This window comes from Deinococcus aquatilis DSM 23025 (assembly GCF_000378445.1).
Taxonomy (GTDB): Bacteria; Deinococcota; Deinococci; order Deinococcales; family Deinococcaceae; genus Deinococcus; species Deinococcus aquatilis.
Window position 1 is genome coordinate 37,805 of record NZ_KB899703.1, and the last position, 18,908, is coordinate 56,712.

The following is an 18,908-nucleotide window of genomic DNA, read 5'->3' on the forward strand; positions in this document are numbered from 1 at the left end:
GTGAATGGAGAGACAAAAAAAGGGCGTCGCAGCAGGACTGAAGAGTTTCTGCTGCGACGCCCTTCATCTGACCTGATCTGTTGGCCCAAGCTCCCGATCTAGCGCATCCACATTCTGTTCCAGCAGGTTGGTATCTGCGTCCTGTTCTGCTCCAGGCGGCAACGGCGGTGTCATGTAATACAGCGCCAACCACTGGGCCAGCCCGGCCAACCCCGGAAACAGGGTGCGCTCGGTGATATTGGCCTGATCCAGATGATCCCGAATCTGCCACTTCAGGTCGGCAGGAATGGTGATCTTGAGGGCCGCGTGAGGCTGGGATTCCAGCCAGTTTTCGACCTGAAGTTCGGGCGTGCTGGGCAGCGCAAAGAGCGCAAACTGCTGCACGATCCGGGCGTCCAGAGAAGGCGGCTCCAGGAAAGTCAGAAATGGAGACTCCGACAGCGCCGCCAATTCCGCCAGGGGCGCGGCAATAAGACTGGAGCCTTTCCGCCCCGGCGACATCACGCTCTGCAACATCTCCACCGTAAAGACCTGCGCCCCTTCACCGGCCAGAGCGTCGCGCAGAGGCGCAGGCAGACTCTCATGCACGCGGGCCGGATTGACCCGCCAGATGGCCCCGTCGTGGGTAAATTGCGAGGGCATACGGGTGGCAAAATGCAGCGCCACCAGTGGAGAATAGGTAAAGTCCACCAGGCGGGTAGGCAGGCCGTGATGTTGTCCCAACGCCAGCCAGTCCCAGACCGTATCGCCCTGCATGCTCTCCTGGCGGGCATATTTGCGGAAATTGCGCAGCAGATGGCGCTCTGTTTCTGCGGGATCGCCGCCCAACCGTTGCAGAGAGGTCTGGAGGGTAAAGGTGGCGTCGTGCGATCCACGGAACACATAGGGCGAACGGTGCCGCCTCAGACCAGCGTTCCAGCCACCAGTGTAGAGCACGTCCAGCAGGTGTGCCCAGGAGGTTACGCGAATCTCTTCGATAGGCTCCGGGCCAGAGTGGGACGGCGGCGGAGCCATTCGCTGACCGCTCACAGGCTGATCAATCGGTGGCTGGCTCATACCAGTTGCGCTCCCAGCGGTGGGCATACAGTTGCTGGACCTGTTCGTCAGAAAGGCTCTGGCCGTCGCCCAGCGCAGCGTTGCGCTCCACATTCCGAACCGAGCGCATCCCCACGATCACGGTGCTCACGGCCTCGTGCGCCAGTACAAATCTCAGCGCCGTTTCCGGCAGTTGCGCCGTGGAAATCCCGAGCGCCTGCTCTATGGCCCGCAGCCGGGGCTGAAGCTCGGCCTTGCGGTCGCCGCCGAAATAGTTGTTGCGCCAGTCTCCGTCCGGAAAGGTCGTGTCAGCCGTAATATTTCCGGTCAGGCTGCCCTCGTCCAGCGCCACACGCACGATCACGCCCACGCCGTTGGCAAGGCAGGCATCCAGCAGGCGGTCCTGCGGCGATTGGTCGAAGACGTTGTAAATGACCTGCACCGTTTCGACTGCGCCCGCTTCCACGGCCTTGACCGCGTTGTTCGGCTGATGGTCGTTGATCGAGATCCCGAAGTGCCTGATCTTGCCGTCGCGCTTGAGTTGTGCCACGGCCTCCTGCCAGTCGCCTACGCTGAGCCAGTTGTCGTCCCAGACATGAAACTGCTGCACGTCGATACTGGACGTTCCCAGGCGTTCCAGGCTGGCCTCGGTACACTGCACCACCCAGTCGCCGGGAAAGGCTTCCGGGGCGCGGGTGCCGGAGCGGGCAGGCCACTGCATATTCTTGGGGCTGATTTTGGTCGCCACATACACGCCCTCATGCTCGCGGGCCACCTGACCCACCAGACGCTCACTGTGGCCGTCGCCGTAGCCCATGGCCGTATCTATAAAGTTGCCGCCCAACTCTATGTAGCGGCGCAGTGCGGTCAGGCTTTCGTCGTCCTGTGCGCCCTTCCACATGTCGGCCCCGATTCCCCACGCGCCGTAGCCGATCTCGCTGACTTGTATTCCTGTGCGTCCCAGTGCCCGCCTGTGAATGGTCATAGGTTCAAGGTACGCTTCTGGCGTTGGCAGACAGATGAGGCGGCCCAGAACCCCGCTTTAACGCAGCGGTGTATCTGCCGTCAGGCCCGCCAATCCCAGACCCGAGGACTCCCGCCCCGCCGGGTGCAGGGGCAGCGTCACCGTAAAACGTGCCCCGCCCATCGGACTGCGGTCCACGCTGGCCCGCCCGCCGTGCGCTGCGGCCAGTGCCCGCACGATCGAGAGGCCCAGTCCGCTGCCCCCGGTATCACGGGCGCGGCTCTCGTCCAGACGGGTAAAGCGCGTGAACACGGCGTCGCGCTGAGCGGCGGGAATGCCGGGGCCGTCGTCGTCCACGTGCAGTTGTACGGCGTCCGGCATCGCCTCGATCTGCACCTCTACACGGCTACTGGCGTACCGGAGCGCATTTTCGATCAGGTTGCTGGTCACCTGCCGCACACGGTCAGGGTCGGCGGTCAGGGCGGCGGGCATCAGAGTGGGCGGCGCGGTCCGGAAGGTGAGGCTCAGCGAGCGGGCGGCGGCGCGGTCTTGCTGATCGCGGACCACCTGCGCGGCCAATTCACCGAGGTTCACGCCCTGCGGATTCAGTCCCAGGCGGCCCGCGTCGGCCAGTGTCAGTGTTCTGAGGTCGCCCACCAGTCGGGTCAGCAGTTGCGTCTGTCCGCTGAGCAGCGTCACCTGTTCGGGCGTCAGCGGATAGACGCCGTCCTCGATGGCGTCCAGCCGCGCCTGCATGATGGCAATCGGTGTGCGGAGTTCGTGGGCGATGTCGGCCACCGCGTGCTGACGCTCGCGCTCCAGGGCCTGCAAACTCTCGGCCATCTCATTGAAGGTGCGGGCCAGTTCCGCCACCTCCCGCTCTGCGCCCAGCGTGGGGGCACGCACCGCCAGATTGCCTGCGGCCAATTCTGCGGCGGCCCGGCTGACTGCCCCGATGGGCCGCACCACCCGCCGCGCCAGCAGCAGCGCCAGCACCAGCGCGGCACTGGCCGCCAACACTCCGGCCTGAATGAGACTGCTCTGCACGTCGCGCACAAAATCCTGCGTACGTGGGTTCACGGCCGCAGGCAGGAGACCCGAAAAAGAGGTGCGGCCCCGGCGTTCCCCACTGCCCGTATCGCCGGGCGGCTGTGGACGCAGGCCGTTTTCGATGGTTGTCGTGGGGCCGTTGGGATTGGGCACCGTGCCGTACACCCCCGGACTCGAATCGCCGGGCGGCAGCAGATAGGCGTCGGGGTCGTTGCCGAGACGGATTTCGGGCGTGGGGGGATTGGGGGCCAGTTGCTGTCCCAGCCGTTCGGCGGCCTGTCCTGCCCGCAGGTAGGCCTGCACCTCGGGCGGCAGACGGGCAATTTGACGCTTGACGGCCAGATTGCTGAACAAGAACATGCCGCCGATGGTCAGCAGCACCATCGCCAACATGGTCAACATCAGCGTCACGGTCAGGCTGGGGCCGCGTCTGAGTCGGCTGAAAGTCGAGAGCGGCACTGATTTGGTCGGCGGCTTGGTCAAGCGGACGCCTCCAGCCTGTACCCGATCCCGCGTACCGTGTGCAGCAGGCCGCCCGCATGCGCGGCTTCCAGTTTGCGGCGCACGCTCGCCAGATGCGCGTCCACCACCCGCTCCAGCGCCTCGCTTTCGGGCAGGGCGGCGGCCAGCAGTTCTTCGCGGGTAAAGGCCCGGCCCGGAGCCTGCGCCAGATGGGCCAGCAGCCGGAATTCGGCAGGCGTGAGCGCCAGCGGATGCCCGTGCACGCGGGCGGAGACGCCGCGGCGGTCGATTTCGAGTTCTCCCACCCGCAGCGGTTTTTCGTTGCTTTCCAGGGCGGCAGTGGCGCGGCGCAGCACCGCTTTCACGCGGGCCATCACCTCGCGGGGCCGGAACGGTTTGACCACATAGTCGTCGGCTCCCAGTTCCAGCCCCACGATCTGGTCAGTCTCTTCGGCGCGGGCGGTGACCAGAATCACGGGTGTCAGGCCATCGGCGCGGACGATCTTCAGCACGTCCAACCCGCTCTTGCCCGGCAGCATCACGTCCAGCAGGATCAGATCGGGGTGTGCGGCGCGGTAGGCGGTCAGGGCCATCAGGCCGTCTGCGGCGCGTTCGGTGCGGTAGCCCTCCTGCCGTGCGTAGGCTTCCAGCACTTCGGCCAGTTGCGGTTCGTCTTCGACAATCAGAATCAGGGCGCTCATGCCTGCATGGTAGGCCCAGGCCTGCAAGGTTGTGCGAAGGTGTTCAAGGCCCGTGCCTGCGCCAAAGTGGATGATCTTGCGTCTGCGTGCGGCTCGAGGCGTCTTCGACAAATCTTCAAAAAGCCTTCGCGTGGTCTTCGTGCGCCCGGCCCAGAGTAACGCCATGAGCCGATGCCAGCCGCCGCCCCGTTCTTCAGGGGCCATCCAACTCAGAACCCTGACACTTGGCCTGTTTCTCCTGTCTGCCACTGGGCTGGCCCAGACCGGATCAGCGCAGACCGGGGCGCTCCCAACTCTGACCCTAGAAGACGCTCTGGCGCGGTTGACGCAGGCTCCATCGGTCACGGCGTCCCGCCTGAGCGTGCAGGTGGCGCAGCAAAACTATGAGGCGGCCCGCAGCGCACTGGGCCTGTCGGTCAGCGTGAACGGCAGCGCCGGATATTCGGGCGGGTTTGCCAGTACCGCCGCCGATGGAAGCACCGTCAATACGGCCTCCAGTCTCAGCGGCAGTGCGGGCGTCCAGATCAATCTGGGCCTGTTGCCCTGGGCCAGCAGTCAGACGGCCCTGCAGGCCTCAGCCCGCAGCCTCGCGCTGGCCGAGGCCCGGCTGGGCGAAACGCAGGCCAGTACACGCCTGAACGTCTATTCGCAGTATCTGGCAGCGGTGGTGGCAACGCAGGACGTGGCGCTGGCAAATCAGACTCTGGCGTTTCGGCAGCGGCAGCAGGCGGTGGCTCAGGCCCAGGCCGATCTGGGCAATGCCACCCCGCAGAGCGTGCTGAGCGCCGGGGCCGACGTGCTGACCGCACAGGCCAGCGCCCTGAATGCCGCCGCCGACCTGGACGCCGCCCGCCGCAATCTGTCGGCGCTGCTGAATGTGGACCTCACGGGCACCGTATTTTCCAGCCAGCCGCCGGTCAGCTTCACTCTGCCCGACCTGGCCGCACTCGTGACCCGTGCCCGCACCTCCAGCCGCGCTGTCGTGCAGGCCCGCAACGACCTCGCAGACGCGCAGGACACCCTGAATACCCAGCAACGTGACGCCAATCTGCCCACCCTGAATGCCAGCCTGCGCTACGGCCCGTCTGGAAGCGGCGGCCTGAGCGCCAATCTGAACGTGAAAGACGGTACGGCGGGTGTGGGCTACACGTTGCCACTGGGCACGGGCGCGGGTGCAGACCGCCTGAGCGCCAGCCTGACCGGAAGTTACGTGGTGTACTCACCCAGCGTGCGGGCGCAGGTGTCGGCAGCGCAGGCCAACGTGACCGGAGCGCAACTGAGCCTGAACACCGCCCAGAGCGATGCCGAACTGAATGTGCGAACCCGCTACAGCGCGGCCCAGACCGCCACCATCAATCTGAGAACCAGCGAAACTCAGGTGCAGGTGGCGCAGGCCGGACTGGACGCGGCGGGCCTGCGCCTGAGTGCCGGAACAGGCACGCAGGACGAAGTCACGGCGGCCCAGATCTCGCTGGTGCAGGCCCAGCGTAATCTTGTACAGGCCCGCAGTACCGCGCAGCAGGCCCTGCTGCAACTTGAAAATTCGGTGTATTAGCCTGAAGAGCCTGACTCTGGACCTTGAGCCGGTAGCTCTGAACACTCCCTGCTCTTCCCTATTTCCCCCATCACGCCGCTGGAGGCTTCCCATGATTCGTCCTCAACCGTTCCACTCCCTGTCCAAAGCGGCCCTCACGCTCGCCCTGCTGCTCAGCCCCGCTGCTGTGGTGGCCCAGACTGCCGCTCCCGTTTCCCTGAGCGCCGCCGTACAGGCCGCCCTGCAAAACGGGGCCGATGTCCGGACCGCGCAGGCCAATCTGGAGAAGGCTCAGGCGGCCAACACCGCGCAGCAGGCCGACCCCAGCGCTCTGGCCGCCGCCAAGCTGAACGCCAGAAACACGTTGACGTTGGCGCAGGTGCAGCTCAAGGGTGCCCGCCTGAGTACCCTTCAGACCACCATCAACTCTTACGCCACGTTGCTGGAAGCGCAGGAAAATGTGGAATTGCAGACGCTTCAGGTGCAGGTGGATCAGAAGGGGCTTCAGGTGGCGCAGGTGAAATTGCAGGTGCAGAACGCCACCGCGCTGGACGTGCAGAATGCGGGCAATACCCTGACCGGATCTCAGCAGAATCTGGCCGATGCCCGCGCACAGGTCAACCTCGCCAGCGGCAAGCTGAGCGTCGCCACCGGACTTGCGGCGGGCGTGCGGGCCGGGGCACAGGGCAACGTGCCGGCCCTCAAGACACCGCTGGCGAGCCTGCAAACGGGCCTGAACACCAACCTGACCGCCGTCGTCTCGGCCAGCAACGAGGTGGCCTCTGCCCAACTCAGCGTCAAACTGGCCGACAACGATTTTACGCCTGCCCGTACCCTTCAGGATGCCCGCACTGCCCTTGCCAATGCCCAGCGCGGCCTGGATTCGGCCCAGAAGAACGCGACCACCACGCTCAGTAGCGCGTACCAGAACGTAGACAATGCCACCGAACTGCTGAAAGTGGCGCTGAGCAAAGAGGGTGCCGCCCAGAAGACCTATACGCAGGACGCCGCCCGCCTGAAAAGCGGCACCATCAGCGCCGTAGACCTGCAAAATACCCAGCTCACGCTGAAAAAAGCCCAGTACAGCCGACTTCAGGCCCAGACGGACGTGTTGCAGGCTCTGGCGAGCCTGTCGGTGGCTGCGGGGCAGAACCTGACCGGAATCGGGGGAACGTTCTGAGGAACAGGCCAGCTCTGGACCAGCCGTCCTGAGCCATGCCCCAATGCCGCACGGGTTCTGCTCTCCCCTGCCCCGCGCTTTTTTCCTTCTCCACTGACCACTCACGCTGTTCAAAAGGTTCCCCCATGACTGAACCTATGCTCAATCCTTCCCCGCCCCGGCCCACCCTGCCGCGCACTCCCGCTCGCCCGGCCCGTCGCCGCTGGCCCTGGGTGCTGGGAGCACTGCTGCTGATCGGCGGCGTGACCGGGGGGGTGATCGTGACCCGCAACCGGTCGGCGCAGGCCCAGACGGCGGTACCCACCATCCAGACGCAGCCTGTACAGCGGGGCGTGGTGCGCGTGAGTGTCAGCGGTCCCGGCACGCTGGAAGCCAGCGCGACCCGCACGGTTGGGGTCAGCCGCAGCGTCACCGTCGGCGCGTTGCCCGCTGTGGGCGAACGGGTCACCAGGGGACAACTGCTGACCACCCTGACCAGCGATGACGTGCAGGACAGCGTAAAAACCGCAGAACTGAATCTCCAGAAGGCGCGGGCCAGCCTGGACGCGACGCGGGCTTCTCAGGTGTCTGGGGCGGCCAGCAGGCAGAGCAGCGTGACCAGCGCCGAGGGAAATGTGGCCCAGGCGCAACAGTCGCTGAGCGAGGCCCGCACCACCCTGAACGCACAGGAACAGCTTGCCGTCATCGGCGCAGTCAGCAAGCAGGCTTTGGGCGACGCCCGGAACGCCGTGACCAAAGCTGAACTCGACCTCGCCAGCGCCCGCTCTAGCGCCGCCGCGTCGCGTACCCAACTGAGCACCAACGCCAGCAGCGACGCCGAGAACCTGCGGAGTGCCCAGATTGCCGTGCAGCAGGCGCAGGCCAGCCTGGAAACGGCGCAGCAGGCCCGCACCTCCCTGAAGGTGTATGCCCCGATCACGGGCGTGGTCAGTGCCGTGAGTGCCACCGAGGGCGCAGTCTTGGCAAGCGCGGCAGGCCTGCTCACCCTGATGGACGATTCCACCCTGGAACTGCCCGTACAGGTGGACGAAACCGAGATCGCGGGTGTGAAGGTGGGCCAGAGCGCCAGCGTCACCCTGGACGCCGTGGACGGCGAAACCTTTACCGGACAGGTGGTGCGGGTGTCTCCGGCAGCCACGCAGTCCAGCGGTATCAGCGTGTTTACGGCCACCGTGCGCCTGCCCAATCCGGACGGCGTGCTGCGGGCAGGCATGACCGCCGAGGCCGAAATCGTGCAGAGCGAAGACCAGGGATTGATCGTGCCGCAAAAGGCGATTGAAACGGTACGGACGCGCCATTACGTGCAGGTGCAGGGCGCGGCGGGCACCGAGCCGGAGCGGGTGCGGGTCGAACTGGGCGACACCGATGGCACGAATACCGTGATCAAAAGTGGCCTGACTCCGGGGCAGGAAGTGGTGGTGCCGGGCAGCACGCGCACCACGTCTGGTACATCGCCCCGCACGCAGAGTCAGGGCGGCGTGGCTGGTCCTCCCGGTGGCTTTGGCGGCGCACCATGACCGCTGCTGCTGCTGCCCCCCTTGCGGTGGTCGAACTCCAGGACATTCGCAAAATCTACACGCAGGGCGAACTGGTTTTCGAGGCGCTGCGCGGGGTTTCTCTGACCATTCTTCAGGGCGAGATGGTGGCCCTGATGGGGCCGTCGGGAAGCGGCAAGACCACGCTGATGCAGGTGATCGGGCTGCTCGACCGCCCCAGCAGCGGCTCCTACCATCTGGCAGGCCGTGACGTGACCACACTGGGTGAAAATGATCTGGCCCGCGCCCGCAACGAGGACATCGGATTCGTCTTTCAGGCGTTCCATCTGTTGCCCCGTCAGACCCTGCTGGAAAATGTGGAGGTGCCGCTGGTGTATGCCGGAGTGCCGCCCCGTGAACGCCGGGCGCGGGCACTGGATCTGCTGGAGCGGGTAGGACTGGCCGACAAAGCGGGGAGCCGCCCCAGCCAGATCAGCGGTGGGCAAAAACAGCGGGTGGCCGTGGCCCGCGCCCTGGCGGGCAGCCCGCGTCTGCTGCTGGCCGATGAACCCACCGGGAACCTCGATACCCGCACCAGCGAGGAAGTGATGGCCCTGTTCTGTGCCCTCCATGCCGAGGGAACCACGGTGGTGATCGTGACGCACGAGGCCGATATCGGAGCCTACGCGGAGCGCGTGGTGCGGGTGCGAGACGGCCTGATCGAGAGCGACCGCCAGCAGGTGCCCAGGCGTCCGGGGGTGGCCGCGCCTCTGCCGGTCGCCCAGGCGGTGGGTGAGGCATGACCGTTCAGGCGGGTGAAACGGTGCGGCCTGTGCCCGCTTCTGCTCCGGCGCGGCCCCGCAGAGGCGGCGGCATCGGCCTGGGCGGGGCCTTCGTGATCGCCTGGCGGGCCATCGTCGGAACGCCTCTGCGCTCCATTCTGACCGCGCTGGGCGTGATTATCGGAGTGGCAGCGGTGGTGGCCCTCACGGCCATCGGACAGGGCAGCACGGCGGGCATCACGCGCAATCTGGAATCGCTGGGCACCAACCTGCTGACCGTGCAGAGTGCGCGTGGGGGCGGCGGCGGAAGCCTGGTGCGGGCAGGCCCCCGCCAGACGGTAACCCTCAAAGATGCCGAGGCGCTGAGTACCGCCTTCGGTGCGCGGATCGCGGGCGTGGCTCCCACCGCCCAGAGTAGTGTTCAGGCCAAAGCGGGCGACCTGAACGCGCAGGTGACGCTGCTGGGCACCTGGCCCGCCTACGAGACAGTCCGCAACAGCCCCGTTGCCAGCGGCAGTTACTTCACTCAGGCGGATGTAGACGGACGCAAGCGCGTGGCCGTGATCGGCGCTCAGGTGGTCACCGACCTGTTTGCCGATACGCCCGACCCGGTGGGCCAGAAAGTGCGTCTGAGCGGCGTGTCGTTCACGGTGGTTGGCGTGCTGCCCGACAAGGGCAACAGCGGCTTCGGCAACGCCAACTCTCAGGTGATCGTGCCGCTGAGCACCTACATTCAGCGCTTCAGCCGCACCAACAGCGCCAGCGGTCAGCCCACCGTGAGCAACGTGTATTTGCAGGCCACCGACAAAGACGATCTCACGGCCCTCGTGACCGACGTGACCGACCTGATGAGCACCCGCCACGAGCAGACCGACCCCGACAACCTCGATTTCAGCGTGCAGAATCAGGCCGACAGCCTCGCCAGCCTGAACACCATCACCAATACGCTGACGCTGCTGGTGGGCGCGATTGCGGGGATCAGCCTGCTGGTGGGCGGCATCGGGATCATGAACATCATGCTGGTCAGCGTGACCGAGCGCACCCGCGAAATCGGCGTTCGCAAGGCGCTGGGTGCCCGTCCCCGCGACATCCTGACCCAGTTTCTGGTGGAAGCCGCGCTGCTCAGTCTGGGCGGGGGCATCATCGGCATCGGTCTGGGGATCGCCACGGCCTATGCGGGCAACAGCTTCGGCATCAGCCCGGTGTTCTCGGCCACGCCCATCGTGGTGGCGTTCGTGTTCAGTGCCCTGGTGGGCGTGTTTTTCGGCTACTACCCCGCCGCCAGAGCCGCCCGCCTCGATCCCGTGGAAAGCCTGCGCTACGAATAGAGACTGCCCGGAATCCCACACCCATTCCCATGTCAAGGAGAACACCCATGCCGTTCAAGCCTTCCAATCCTCTGTTTCTGACCACTGCCCTGCTGCTCGCTTCCGTTGCTGCGGCCCAGACTGCTGGCTCCGGCTTCCAGATGACCCCCGAAATGCGGGCGCGAATGGCCGCCATGCAGCCCATCATCGACCTGTCTCAGACGGTGCGCCTGTTGCCCGAGCTGGAAAAGAACAAGGCGACGGCCATCACCAGGACGCAGGCCAAAACGCTGTTGACCATCCTGACGACGTTGCAGAAGGCGGCGGTGCAGCCCAACGATGCCAAAAAATACCTCACCCAGATCGAAGACAAAATCCTGACCGAAAAACAACTGACGGCGCTGGATACCCTGGTGATCAAGGCCGAGAAAGAACAGCAGGCGCAGCGGGCCGCCCGGCAAAATGGGCAGACGGCACGTGTTCCGGGAATTCCCGGTGGGCTGCTGGGCGGCCAGCGTCCGGGGGGCCAGAACGCGCAGCGGCAGGCCGGAACAGGTCAGGCGGGTCAGCGGCAACCCGGCACCTTCAATCCCTTCAAGGAAGGGCGGGGCGCTGATGCCCTGAACAGCTACATCGCCCTGCTGAAGAAAAAGTAGGCCGGGAAGAACCACCAACACGGCAGGCCCGCTCATTCATCCTGAGCGGGCCTGCCGTGTTGCTATGAACTCTCGGTTCAGCTGTGCAGGCGTGGACTTCCCGAGGCCCAGTCCAGCGGCGCGAGGTGCAGCTGCCGCTGGGTGCGTTCTTCGTTCCAGGCATGAAACACGATCATGTCCTGACCGTCCGGCCCCACCACCAGCGAGTTATGACCGGGGCCGATCAGTCCGTTCAGGCCGCTTGCCAGAACCACTGGTCCCTCTGCGGGTTCTCGCCACGGCCCCAGCGGATGTTCGGCCACTGCATGCCCCACGCCGTAGGTCTCGTTGGTCCATGCGCCGCCTGAATAAAAGCAGTGATACAGGCCGCCGCGATGCACCACGAAAGGGCCTTCCAACGTGTGCCAGTCGAGGGTCTGCCCGTACATGGAGCGTTCGCGCTGGTAGAGTTGCCAGTCGTGGGTGGCCCGCAAGACAGTTGTCACGGGGCCGCCGGGAGTCTGCATGTCCTGCATGGGCATCACCGCCAACGAGGTTCCGACGCGCTCGCCGTCCAGATGGTCACGGGCAAAGTACAGATACCACTGACCATCCTTGTCCTGAAAGGGGTGAGGATCGATGGCGAAGGGTTCGCCGGGGGTCAGGTTGAGGCCCTGATCGGTAAACGGCCCCAGTGGACTGGACGCGGTCGCCACGCGCAGATGGTGGTGCTTGTCGCCCACGCCTGCCGAGTAGTACATGTAGAACGTGCCTTCCGACTGCGCCACTTCAGGTGCCCAGTAGTCGCGGGGTTCACCGGGCAGGGGCGTCAAGGCTCCGCCGCGTGAGGTCCAGTTCACCAGATCGGGCGAAGACAGGATCTCGAAGGCGCGGCCATCCTCTCCCCCGTTGTGGCCTGTGCCGTAGGCGTAATACTGACCCTGCCAGGCCAGCACGAAAGGATCGGCAAAGTAGCCGGAGTAACGCGGGCCGTTCACCGGATCGCCTTCGGTGCTGTCTGAGGGGTCAGGGTGGGGCCGCTGACGCGCATCTTGCCGCCGCTGAAAGTCACTTGGTCGATTCGCATGCTGCGGTAGCCTACGCTATCGCCGATCTGCCCGGTCGTCCAGGCGTGGTAGGCGATCCACGGTTGCCCCGCCCCGTCGGTCACGATGGTCTGGTGGCCGGGGCCAGCAACTGCGCCTTTGCTGATCAGCACGGGGTTTTCTTCAGCTTTTTTGTAGGGGCCAGTCACAGTTTTGCTGGTCGCGTAGCCCACGGCATACAGGTCGCTGTCGAAGGGGCCGCCCGAGTACAGCAGGTAATACACGCCGCCCGCCTTGTAGAGGGTGGGCGCTTCCACGACGCTTCCTTCCCACAACTGGAAATTCTGAATCAGGTCGGTGGCTTTTCCGGTCAGGCGCAGACCATCGCTCCTGAGGGGCTGAATGAAGATCTGGGTGGTTAGGTTGCAGCAGTTGCCGTCATTTTTCCAGAGCAGGTAGGCTTTGCCGTCGGTGTCGATAAAGGGGCTGGCGTCGATGCTGCCTCCCAGATCGGCCTGACAGACGATCGGGCCGCCGCCTGCGGGCGAGAATGGCCCTGCCGCCTGCACCCCCACAGCCACCCCGATGCACTGGCGGTCGCTTTTGATGTCGCGGGCGGTGTAGTACATCAGGTATTTGTTGCCCAGCCGCGCCACTTCAGGTGCCCAGGTCAGGCCCGGTTTCACCCAGGCGGGCAGCTTGGGAAGGGCGTCGCCCGCTGCGGTCCAGTTCACCAGATCCTTGCTGACCGCGTGCGGCACGTTGCCCCCGCTGCCGTTGGTGGCGTAGGCGTGGTACGTCGCCCCCGAGCGCAGGATGAATGGATCAGGAAAATTGGCGTCCAGCACAGGGTTGGAGAAGGTGGCCGCAGTGCGGGCAGAGCCGGTGGCAGGGGCAGAGGCGGTGGGTGCGGAGCCAGTGCCTCCCGCTACAGCCAGCGCCCCCCACATTCCGGCCACCAGCAGGGCAGCCCCAGACAGCCCTTTCAGGCCCGAGAAGAGATGGATAGACACGTCGGCCACTACTCCTTGAGTCCGGTGGTGGAGAGGCCCGCTTCCAGAAAGCGCTGGGCCACCAGGTAGGCGATCAGGGCGGGCACGGCGGCCAGCGTGGTCGAGGCCATCAGCTTGCCGTATTCGGTGGTGTAGCGCTGCGAGAAGGTCGTGATGCCCACTGGAAGCGTCATCTTGTCCACGTCGGTGACGGTAAAGAGCGGCCACAGGAAGTTGTTCCATGACCCCATGAACGCGAACACGGCCAGCGTGACCAGCGACGGCACGCTGAGCGGCAAGATGATGCGCCACAGAATCTGGAAATTGCTCGCTCCGTCCAGGGTCGCCGCCTCTTCCAGTTCTCTGGGAATTGCCACGAAAAACTGGCGCAGCAAAAACACGCCGAAGACTCCGCTGACCCCCGGCCAGATCAGGGCGTGATAGGAATTGATCCAGTTGAAATTGAGCATCATGATGTAGGTGGGCACCAGGGTCACGATGCCGGGAATCATCAGGCTGGACAGGATGATCCAGAACCAGGCGTTGCGGCCCCTGAAGTTCATGCGGGCCAAGGGGTAGGCGGTCAGGGCGCACACGACCACGTGAATGACCGTGAAGGTCAGCGCCACGAATAGGGAATTCCAGGTCCAACGCAAGATATTGCCGTCGGGTGAGGTCAGGACGGCCACGTAGTTGTCGAGCGTGGGATGCGCGGGCCACCACTGCACGGGCGAGGCGATGGCGTCGGCCTCGGTTTTCAGCGACGTACTGATCATCCAGTACACCGGAGCCAGGAACAGAATCGACAGGACACACAGGATCAGGAAACGGGGAATATCACGCGGCAGACGGCGCTTTTTGAAAGGTGCGTTGGCCGTCTGGGTGGGTTGAGGCGCGGTAATGGTCATTTGCCCTCCGAGCTGCTGGTCACGTCACGCGCCATCATCCGGAACTGTGCCCCGGTCAGAATCAGCATCATCAGGCCGAACACGAAGCCCATCGCGGCGGCGCTGGAAATCTGCGAGTTGGTAAAGCCCTCCTCGGTGATGTACTGAATGACGCTCTGGGTGCTGCGGCTGGGGCCACCGTTGGTGATGGTCAGCGATTGCCCGAACAGCTGGAACGAGGCCAGCGCGGTGGTGATCACCACGAACAGCGTGATGGGCGTCAGCATCGGCCAGGTAATGAACCGGAACTGCTGCCAGGGGCTTGCGCCGTCCAGAGAAGCGGCCTCGTACAGGCTGACCGACACGTTGCTCAGGGCCGCCAGATACAGGGTCATGTTGAAGCCCAGCGTCCACCAGATGGTGCCCACCACGATGGGAACCCAGGCCAGCCCTTCTGTGGACAGCCAGGGAATCGGGGCCGCCCCGGTCAGCAGGTCGCGGGCGGCATTGACCAGCCCGATCTGGTTGTCGAACATCCAGCGCCACAGAATGCCCATGACCGAGACCGTGAGAATGCCCGGCATAAAGAAGACGGCCCGGAAAAAGGAACGCCCGAAGATCGGACGGTGCAGCAACACGGCCAGGCCCAGAGCCGAAGCCACCAGCAGGGGCACGCTGACCACCGTGAAAAAAGTGGTGTTGAGCAGCGTGCGCCAGAAAAACTCGAATTGAGGCGTGCCCGCCGTGAAGAGGTTGCGGAAAAATTCAAATCCCACGAACTGCTGGTTGCTGTTGAGCAGATCCCAGCGGTGCATGCTGATATACAGGCCGTAACCGATGGGATACACCGTAAAGACGAAAAACAGGACGGCGTGCGGCAGCAGGTACAGGTAAGGCTCCAGCGAAATCCTGCTGCGCTTGTGAGGAGCGGTGTGTTGGCCGGGCGGCGCGTGGGTGGTGGTCATGGCTCATACCTCGCTCAGGACGGTGTACCGGCTTCTCTGAGCACGGCACATTGGAAGCATCGAATCGGGAAATGGGCCTGCTGGAATCACAACAGTTTGAAGCTGCACCAGGGGTCGGCCTGAAACTGCTGACCGGGGCATAGCAAGGGGAGCGGCATTCTCCCAAACAGGAAACCTGACCGCTCCCACTTCTTCTGAACTTCCTGGCTCAGACTTTCAGGCCGCCGCGCTCAGTTGAAGTTCTTGCGGGCCTGGTCGATCTGCTTGTTCGATTCGGCCACGCCGTCGTTCAGTGCCTGAGTGACGGTCTTCTTGCCCAGATAGGCGGCTTCCCACGCGGCGTCGAACGGCCCCATGACCTGGCCGACCCAGGGGAATCCGCTGGTGGCGTACACGCTGCCGAGGCGGTCAAAGATGCCGCTGATGGCTGCTTTCTCAAACTTGGGATTCTTGGCGACGGCGGACTGGGTGGGCAGGCTTCCGGTGGCTGTCCAGGCGAGGTTCTGCTCTGGCTGGGCCAGCCACGCCATAAATTCCAGGGCGGCCTTGCGCTTGGCAGCGCTGTAATTGGTGGGCTGCTTGGGCAGCGTCAGGTGGCTGGAGCCGCCCCACGCGGCGTCTCTGGCCGTTCCGCCCACACGCGGCATAAAGGTCACGCCGAAGTTCATCTTCTGGGTCTCGAAGCGGTCGAGGTACCACTGGCCGCTGGGGAACATGCAGACCTTGCCCTGCGAGAAGGCGGCCAGCTCGGCTTCCTCGGTGCTGTTGGCACGGGCGACGCGCTGTTTTTGCACCAGATCGACCAGGAACTGCACGGCGCTGACGGCCTGAGGCGAGTTGAAGGACGCGTTCTGGGCACCGTTCACCATCGAACCGCCGTTTTGCAGGATGGCGGCATACGCGGCGCGTGCTCCGACCCAGTTGTTGTACAGGCTGACGCCCCAGGTGTCCAGATTCTTGGGATCAAAGCCCGCCTGCGTGGAGTTCTTGCCATTCTTGTCGACCGTGCAGAGTTGTGCGGCCTTCAGGAACTCGGCGCGGGTGCGGGGAGGCTTGTTGGGATCAAGTCCGACCTTCTTCATCAGGTCTTTGTTGTAAAACATCGCGTAGGCCACGCTGGAAATCGGGACGCCGTAGGACTTGCCCTTGTAATCGGCGGTCTTGAACAGTGGGCCGAAGAATTTGGCCTTGTCGATGCCTGCGGTCTTCAGCTCGGCGTCGCTGAGGGGCGAGACGGCCCCACGTGCCACGAAGCCGGTGATCTGGTCTTCGTTGATCACCACGAGGTCAGGAGCGCGGCCCGAGGCAACCAACGCGGGCAACTGCTGCCAGGTCGTTCCCCAGGGCTGGGCCTGCGCCTTCACCTCAATATTCGGGTGGCTGTCGTTGAACTTCTTGACCAGCCCTTCCATAACAGGCCGGTCAGGCCCGGTAAAGCCGTGAAGATAGGTCAGGCTGACCTTCTGGGCGGATGCAGATGAAGCGGCGAGTAGGGCAAAGCTGAGAGTCAGGGCAAAACGTTTCATAGGCTGCCTCCTAAAGATGAGGTGACGCGGATGTTCGCACGAGAGAGCCGTGCGGATGGATGTAGAAACCAGCGGGGGAAGAGCAGTATCGCAGAGACATCAGGGTCGAAATCAAGCCGTAAGCACGATATGGGCCGGGGCCGTGGTGCGGGGGATCAATCAACTGTCCTCCTCCTTCGTGACGTGCAGAATGATCTGCTCTGAGTTGTGACCGCTTGGTGAGGTGATACTAACAGCTTATTTTGTTACAAGTCAACAAAATGTTCATCTATCTGACCCGGAAGTAAAACAGAATCCGCTGAATGGTACGAAAATTATGCGTGAGGGACGCGTTTTTTTCTGCAGTCAATGATTCGATCATGATAGCTGATCGTTGGAAACTCACCAGTTCAGATTAAATGTTGTTATAGTCGTCCCAAAAGGAGAAGAGATGCCTGCTTCTGGAAACCGCACATTGACTTTGGAAGGAGAGGTGGCCCTCGGCGTCCTGAAAGCTCTGGCCAATGAAACTCGGCTGCTGATTCTGAGCATGCTGTCTCACAACGTCATGAACGTGTCCGAGTTGGCCGATGCGCTGAATCTGCCGCACTCCACCGTCAACTTCAATCTCAAGCAGTTGCAGGCCGCCGGGCTGATCTCCGTGGAATACGAACCCGGCACGCGGGGATCACAAAAACTGTGTTCCAAGCGTTTTGACGAGATCATCTACAAGGTGCCGGGCGCGGCGGTGGAATCCAAGCCCGATCAGGTCACGGTGTCGATGCCCATCGGCAACTACGCGCATATCGAGGCCCAGCCGACCTGCGGCCTCGCTTCCGAAACCAAGATCATCGGCATGCTCGACAACCCACGCTCTCTATACGAACCTGACCATGTGTACGCCCAGATCCTGTGGTTCGGCAAATCCGGTTACGTGGAATACATTTTCCCCAACAATCTTCCCTACGGAGCGGCTCCCGACAAACTCGACCTGAGTATGGAAATCTGCTCGGAAGCGCCGCAGTACGACCCGGAGTGGCCTTCCGATATCACGCTGTGGATCAACGGGCAGGAAGTGGGCACCTTCACGAGTCCGGGTGATTTCGGCGGCGTCCGGACCCGCCTCACGCCGCGTTGGTGGAACGAAGATCAGACCACGCACGGCCTTCTGAAGCACTGGATCGTCACCGAAGACGGCTCCTATATAGATGGAGAGCGCCTCTCCGACGTGACTCTGCACGACCTGAAGATTCAGGGCGCCAATCAGATCAAGGTTCGCCTCGGTGTCAAACCGGATGCCCGGAACTGTTCCGGCCTGAATCTGTTTGGGCGCAAGTTTGGCAACTACGAGCAGGACATCGTGATGCGAACGAGCTACGTGTTCCCGAACGACGTGCCCAAAGTCAGTGTGCGCTGAGGCAGTGCCCGTTTAACCCGTGTAGGTCCAGCATAAGGTCACGGCCTAGCGCTCTATGTTCAGCAGACATGGTCAATGGGCCGCCGCGCCTGTTACCCTGCGGCCATGTTGGACGTAGTGGGGCTGGATGGACTGGAGCTGGACGTAGCAACCGACTGGACCGGCGGGATAGAGCAACTGGTACACGAGGCCAATCTGCGGCTGGTCTACCTGTTGCCTGAAGACCGCTCCGGACGTGCAAAAGACGAGGTGAATGCGCGGCTGGTGCGGCATTACACCACCCAGGGCCTGCTGAGTGCGCCGCGCCGTGAAGGACGTGAAGCCCGGTATACGCGCAGGCAGTTGCTGGAACTGCTGGCCCTGCGCCGCCTGATGGCTGACGGATTGGGCGGAAAAGTCCTGACTTCTGCCCTCGAAGGCCGGACTCAGGATGAATTGGTGGTGTTGGCCTTGCAGGGAAGCGATGGCCTGGGCAGTTCAGGGGGCCACGCCGCAATGCCGGAGCGTCTCCAAAAGAGTCTGGAAGCTCCGCCGGAAGACGGCGAGGACGCCCTGTCGTTTCTTGCGGGAATTCGCCGCAGATCAGCCCTCCCCCCGGCTCTGCTCTCCCCTGCCCCGAAACTGGAAAGCACGCCGCTCATGATTCCCTCTCTGTCTGCGCCCGCCCCTGCGCCTCAAGCTCCGCCGCTGCTGGGTGTCGCGGCAAACCCGTCGCTGGTGCCGTCACCATCCCGAAAACCGCAAGCCCTGACCCGAGTCCAGGTGCGGCGCGGCCTGGAACTACAGGTGAGCGGCGATATGGCTTGGCCCCATAATCCTCGGCAATGGGACGCCCTGATGGAAGATCTCCGGGCGTCACTGCTCGCCTTGCACAAGGCCAGCGAGGGCACGTCAGGCGATGACGCGGGTCAGGGGAAATCTAGGGAGAGAACAGAGCAAGATCAACCATGACACCCTAGGTTGTTGACAAT

At 64.0% G+C, this 18,908-nt stretch carries 17 protein-coding genes; 8 read left to right on the top strand and 9 right to left on the bottom strand.

All coding sequences use genetic code 11. The annotated features are described in order from the left end of the window. Positions 1-63: 63 nt before the first annotated feature. From F561_RS0106935 to F561_RS0106950, 4 genes are read right to left on the bottom strand one after another with little or no spacing between them, the layout of a single operon-like run. Positions 64-1,056, bottom strand: a complete 993-nt coding sequence (locus F561_RS0106935) for an FRG domain-containing protein (RefSeq protein ID WP_245556450.1) — start codon at positions 1,054-1,056, stop codon at positions 64-66. Next, complete coding sequence (locus F561_RS0106940; RefSeq protein ID WP_019009227.1) at positions 1,037-2,020, bottom strand: aldo/keto reductase; 984 nt, start codon at positions 2,018-2,020, stop codon at positions 1,037-1,039. The genes F561_RS0106935 and F561_RS0106940 overlap by 20 nt, the downstream gene beginning before the upstream one ends. 57 nt (positions 2,021-2,077) lie before the next feature. After that, the gene (locus tag F561_RS0106945) at positions 2,078-3,532 is read right to left on the bottom strand and encodes a sensor histidine kinase (protein WP_019009228.1); all 1,455 of its coding nucleotides are present in this window, start codon (positions 3,530-3,532) and stop codon (positions 2,078-2,080) included. Further along, entirely contained in the window at positions 3,529-4,212 is a 684-nt protein-coding gene (locus F561_RS0106950) for a response regulator transcription factor (protein WP_026298664.1), read from the bottom strand. The genes F561_RS0106945 and F561_RS0106950 overlap by 4 nt, the downstream gene beginning before the upstream one ends. 163 nt (positions 4,213-4,375) lie before the next feature. Between F561_RS0106950 and F561_RS0106955 the strand changes: the two genes are divergently transcribed. From F561_RS0106955 to F561_RS0106980, 6 genes are all read left to right on the top strand, one after another. Further along, positions 4,376-5,767: a TolC family protein gene (locus tag F561_RS0106955; protein ID WP_019009230.1), complete on the top strand. Its 1,392-nt coding sequence runs from the start codon at positions 4,376-4,378 to the stop codon at positions 5,765-5,767. A gap of 91 nt (positions 5,768-5,858) precedes the next feature. Then, positions 5,859-6,926, top strand: a complete 1,068-nt coding sequence (locus F561_RS0106960; RefSeq protein ID WP_019009231.1) for a TolC family protein — start codon at positions 5,859-5,861, stop codon at positions 6,924-6,926. A gap of 125 nt (positions 6,927-7,051) precedes the next feature. Beyond that, a complete protein-coding gene (locus F561_RS0106965; protein ID WP_245556451.1) occupies positions 7,052-8,443 on the top strand; it encodes an efflux RND transporter periplasmic adaptor subunit in 1,392 nt (463 codons plus the stop codon). Beyond that, positions 8,440-9,204, top strand: coding sequence for an ABC transporter ATP-binding protein (locus F561_RS0106970; RefSeq protein WP_019009233.1), 765 nt, complete (start codon positions 8,440-8,442; stop codon positions 9,202-9,204). The genes F561_RS0106965 and F561_RS0106970 overlap by 4 nt, the downstream gene beginning before the upstream one ends. After that, complete coding sequence (locus F561_RS0106975) at positions 9,201-10,511, top strand: ABC transporter permease (RefSeq protein ID WP_019009234.1); 1,311 nt, start codon at positions 9,201-9,203, stop codon at positions 10,509-10,511. The genes F561_RS0106970 and F561_RS0106975 overlap by 4 nt, the downstream gene beginning before the upstream one ends. 47 nt (positions 10,512-10,558) lie before the next feature. After that, entirely contained in the window at positions 10,559-11,146 is a 588-nt protein-coding gene (locus tag F561_RS0106980; RefSeq protein WP_019009235.1) for a hypothetical protein, read from the top strand. Positions 11,147-11,223: 77 nt separating this feature from the next. Here F561_RS0106980 and F561_RS0106985 read toward each other — a convergent pair whose 3' ends face one another. The 5 genes from F561_RS0106985 to F561_RS0107010 all read right to left on the bottom strand — a co-directional run bounded on the left by F561_RS0106985 (position 11,224) and on the right by F561_RS0107010 (position 16,541). After that, positions 11,224-12,123 carry a glycoside hydrolase family 43 protein gene (locus tag F561_RS0106985; RefSeq protein ID WP_019009236.1) on the bottom strand — a complete coding sequence of 300 codons (900 nt, stop codon included), beginning with the start codon at positions 12,121-12,123 and terminating at the stop codon, positions 11,224-11,226. Continuing rightward, entirely contained in the window at positions 12,120-13,184 is a 1,065-nt protein-coding gene (locus F561_RS0106990) for a glycoside hydrolase family 43 protein (RefSeq protein ID WP_245556452.1), read from the bottom strand. The genes F561_RS0106985 and F561_RS0106990 overlap by 4 nt, the downstream gene beginning before the upstream one ends. An 8-nt stretch (positions 13,185-13,192) precedes the next feature. Then, positions 13,193-14,071 (bottom strand): carbohydrate ABC transporter permease, encoded by an 879-nt coding sequence (locus F561_RS0106995; RefSeq protein ID WP_019009238.1) that lies wholly within the window; start codon positions 14,069-14,071, stop codon positions 13,193-13,195. Then, positions 14,068-15,015, bottom strand: coding sequence for a carbohydrate ABC transporter permease (locus F561_RS0107000; RefSeq protein WP_019009239.1), 948 nt, complete (start codon positions 15,013-15,015; stop codon positions 14,068-14,070). Before F561_RS0107000 ends, F561_RS0106995 begins: the two co-directional genes overlap by 4 nt. 230 nt (positions 15,016-15,245) lie before the next feature. Then, positions 15,246-16,541 carry an ABC transporter substrate-binding protein gene (locus F561_RS0107010; RefSeq protein ID WP_019009241.1) on the bottom strand — a complete coding sequence of 432 codons (1,296 nt, stop codon included), beginning with the start codon at positions 16,539-16,541 and terminating at the stop codon, positions 15,246-15,248. A 430-nt stretch (positions 16,542-16,971) separates the two neighbouring features. Here F561_RS0107010 and F561_RS0107020 point away from each other — a divergent pair, with 430 nt between their 5' ends. Further along, on the top strand, positions 16,972-17,937 hold the full coding sequence (locus F561_RS0107020) for an ArsR/SmtB family transcription factor (protein ID WP_019009243.1): 966 nt from the start codon (positions 16,972-16,974) through the stop codon (positions 17,935-17,937). 105 nt (positions 17,938-18,042) lie between these two features. Then, positions 18,043-18,888, top strand: coding sequence for a MerR family transcriptional regulator (locus F561_RS27125; protein WP_169389494.1), 846 nt, complete (start codon positions 18,043-18,045; stop codon positions 18,886-18,888). The last annotated feature ends 20 nt before the right edge of the window (positions 18,889-18,908 follow it).

Excerpts from the sequence above, each read along its gene's own strand:
- F561_RS0106995 (WP_019009238.1), bottom strand. The coding sequence starts at position 14,071 with ATGACCATTACCGCGCCTCAACCCACCCAGACGGCCAACGCACCTTTC.
- F561_RS0107020 (WP_019009243.1), top strand. The coding sequence starts at position 16,972 with ATGCCTGCTTCTGGAAACCGCACATTGACTTTGGAAGGAGAGGTGGCC.
- F561_RS0106965 (WP_245556451.1), top strand. The coding sequence starts at position 7,052 with ATGACTGAACCTATGCTCAATCCTTCCCCGCCCCGGCCCACCCTGCCG.
- F561_RS0106940 (WP_019009227.1), bottom strand. The coding sequence starts at position 2,020 with ATGACCATTCACAGGCGGGCACTGGGACGCACAGGAATACAAGTCAGC.
- F561_RS0106950 (WP_026298664.1), bottom strand. The coding sequence starts at position 4,212 with ATGAGCGCCCTGATTCTGATTGTCGAAGACGAACCGCAACTGGCCGAA.
- F561_RS0106955 (WP_019009230.1), top strand. The coding sequence starts at position 4,376 with ATGAGCCGATGCCAGCCGCCGCCCCGTTCTTCAGGGGCCATCCAACTC.
- F561_RS0107000 (WP_019009239.1), bottom strand. The coding sequence starts at position 15,015 with ATGACCACCACCCACGCGCCGCCCGGCCAACACACCGCTCCTCACAAG.
- F561_RS0106960 (WP_019009231.1), top strand. The coding sequence starts at position 5,859 with ATGATTCGTCCTCAACCGTTCCACTCCCTGTCCAAAGCGGCCCTCACG.
- F561_RS27125 (WP_169389494.1), top strand. The coding sequence starts at position 18,043 with ATGTTGGACGTAGTGGGGCTGGATGGACTGGAGCTGGACGTAGCAACC.
- F561_RS0107010 (WP_019009241.1), bottom strand. The coding sequence starts at position 16,541 with ATGAAACGTTTTGCCCTGACTCTCAGCTTTGCCCTACTCGCCGCTTCA.
- F561_RS0106980 (WP_019009235.1), top strand. The coding sequence starts at position 10,559 with ATGCCGTTCAAGCCTTCCAATCCTCTGTTTCTGACCACTGCCCTGCTG.
- F561_RS0106935 (WP_245556450.1), bottom strand. The coding sequence starts at position 1,056 with ATGAGCCAGCCACCGATTGATCAGCCTGTGAGCGGTCAGCGAATGGCT.
- F561_RS0106970 (WP_019009233.1), top strand. The coding sequence starts at position 8,440 with ATGACCGCTGCTGCTGCTGCCCCCCTTGCGGTGGTCGAACTCCAGGAC.
- F561_RS0106975 (WP_019009234.1), top strand. The coding sequence starts at position 9,201 with ATGACCGTTCAGGCGGGTGAAACGGTGCGGCCTGTGCCCGCTTCTGCT.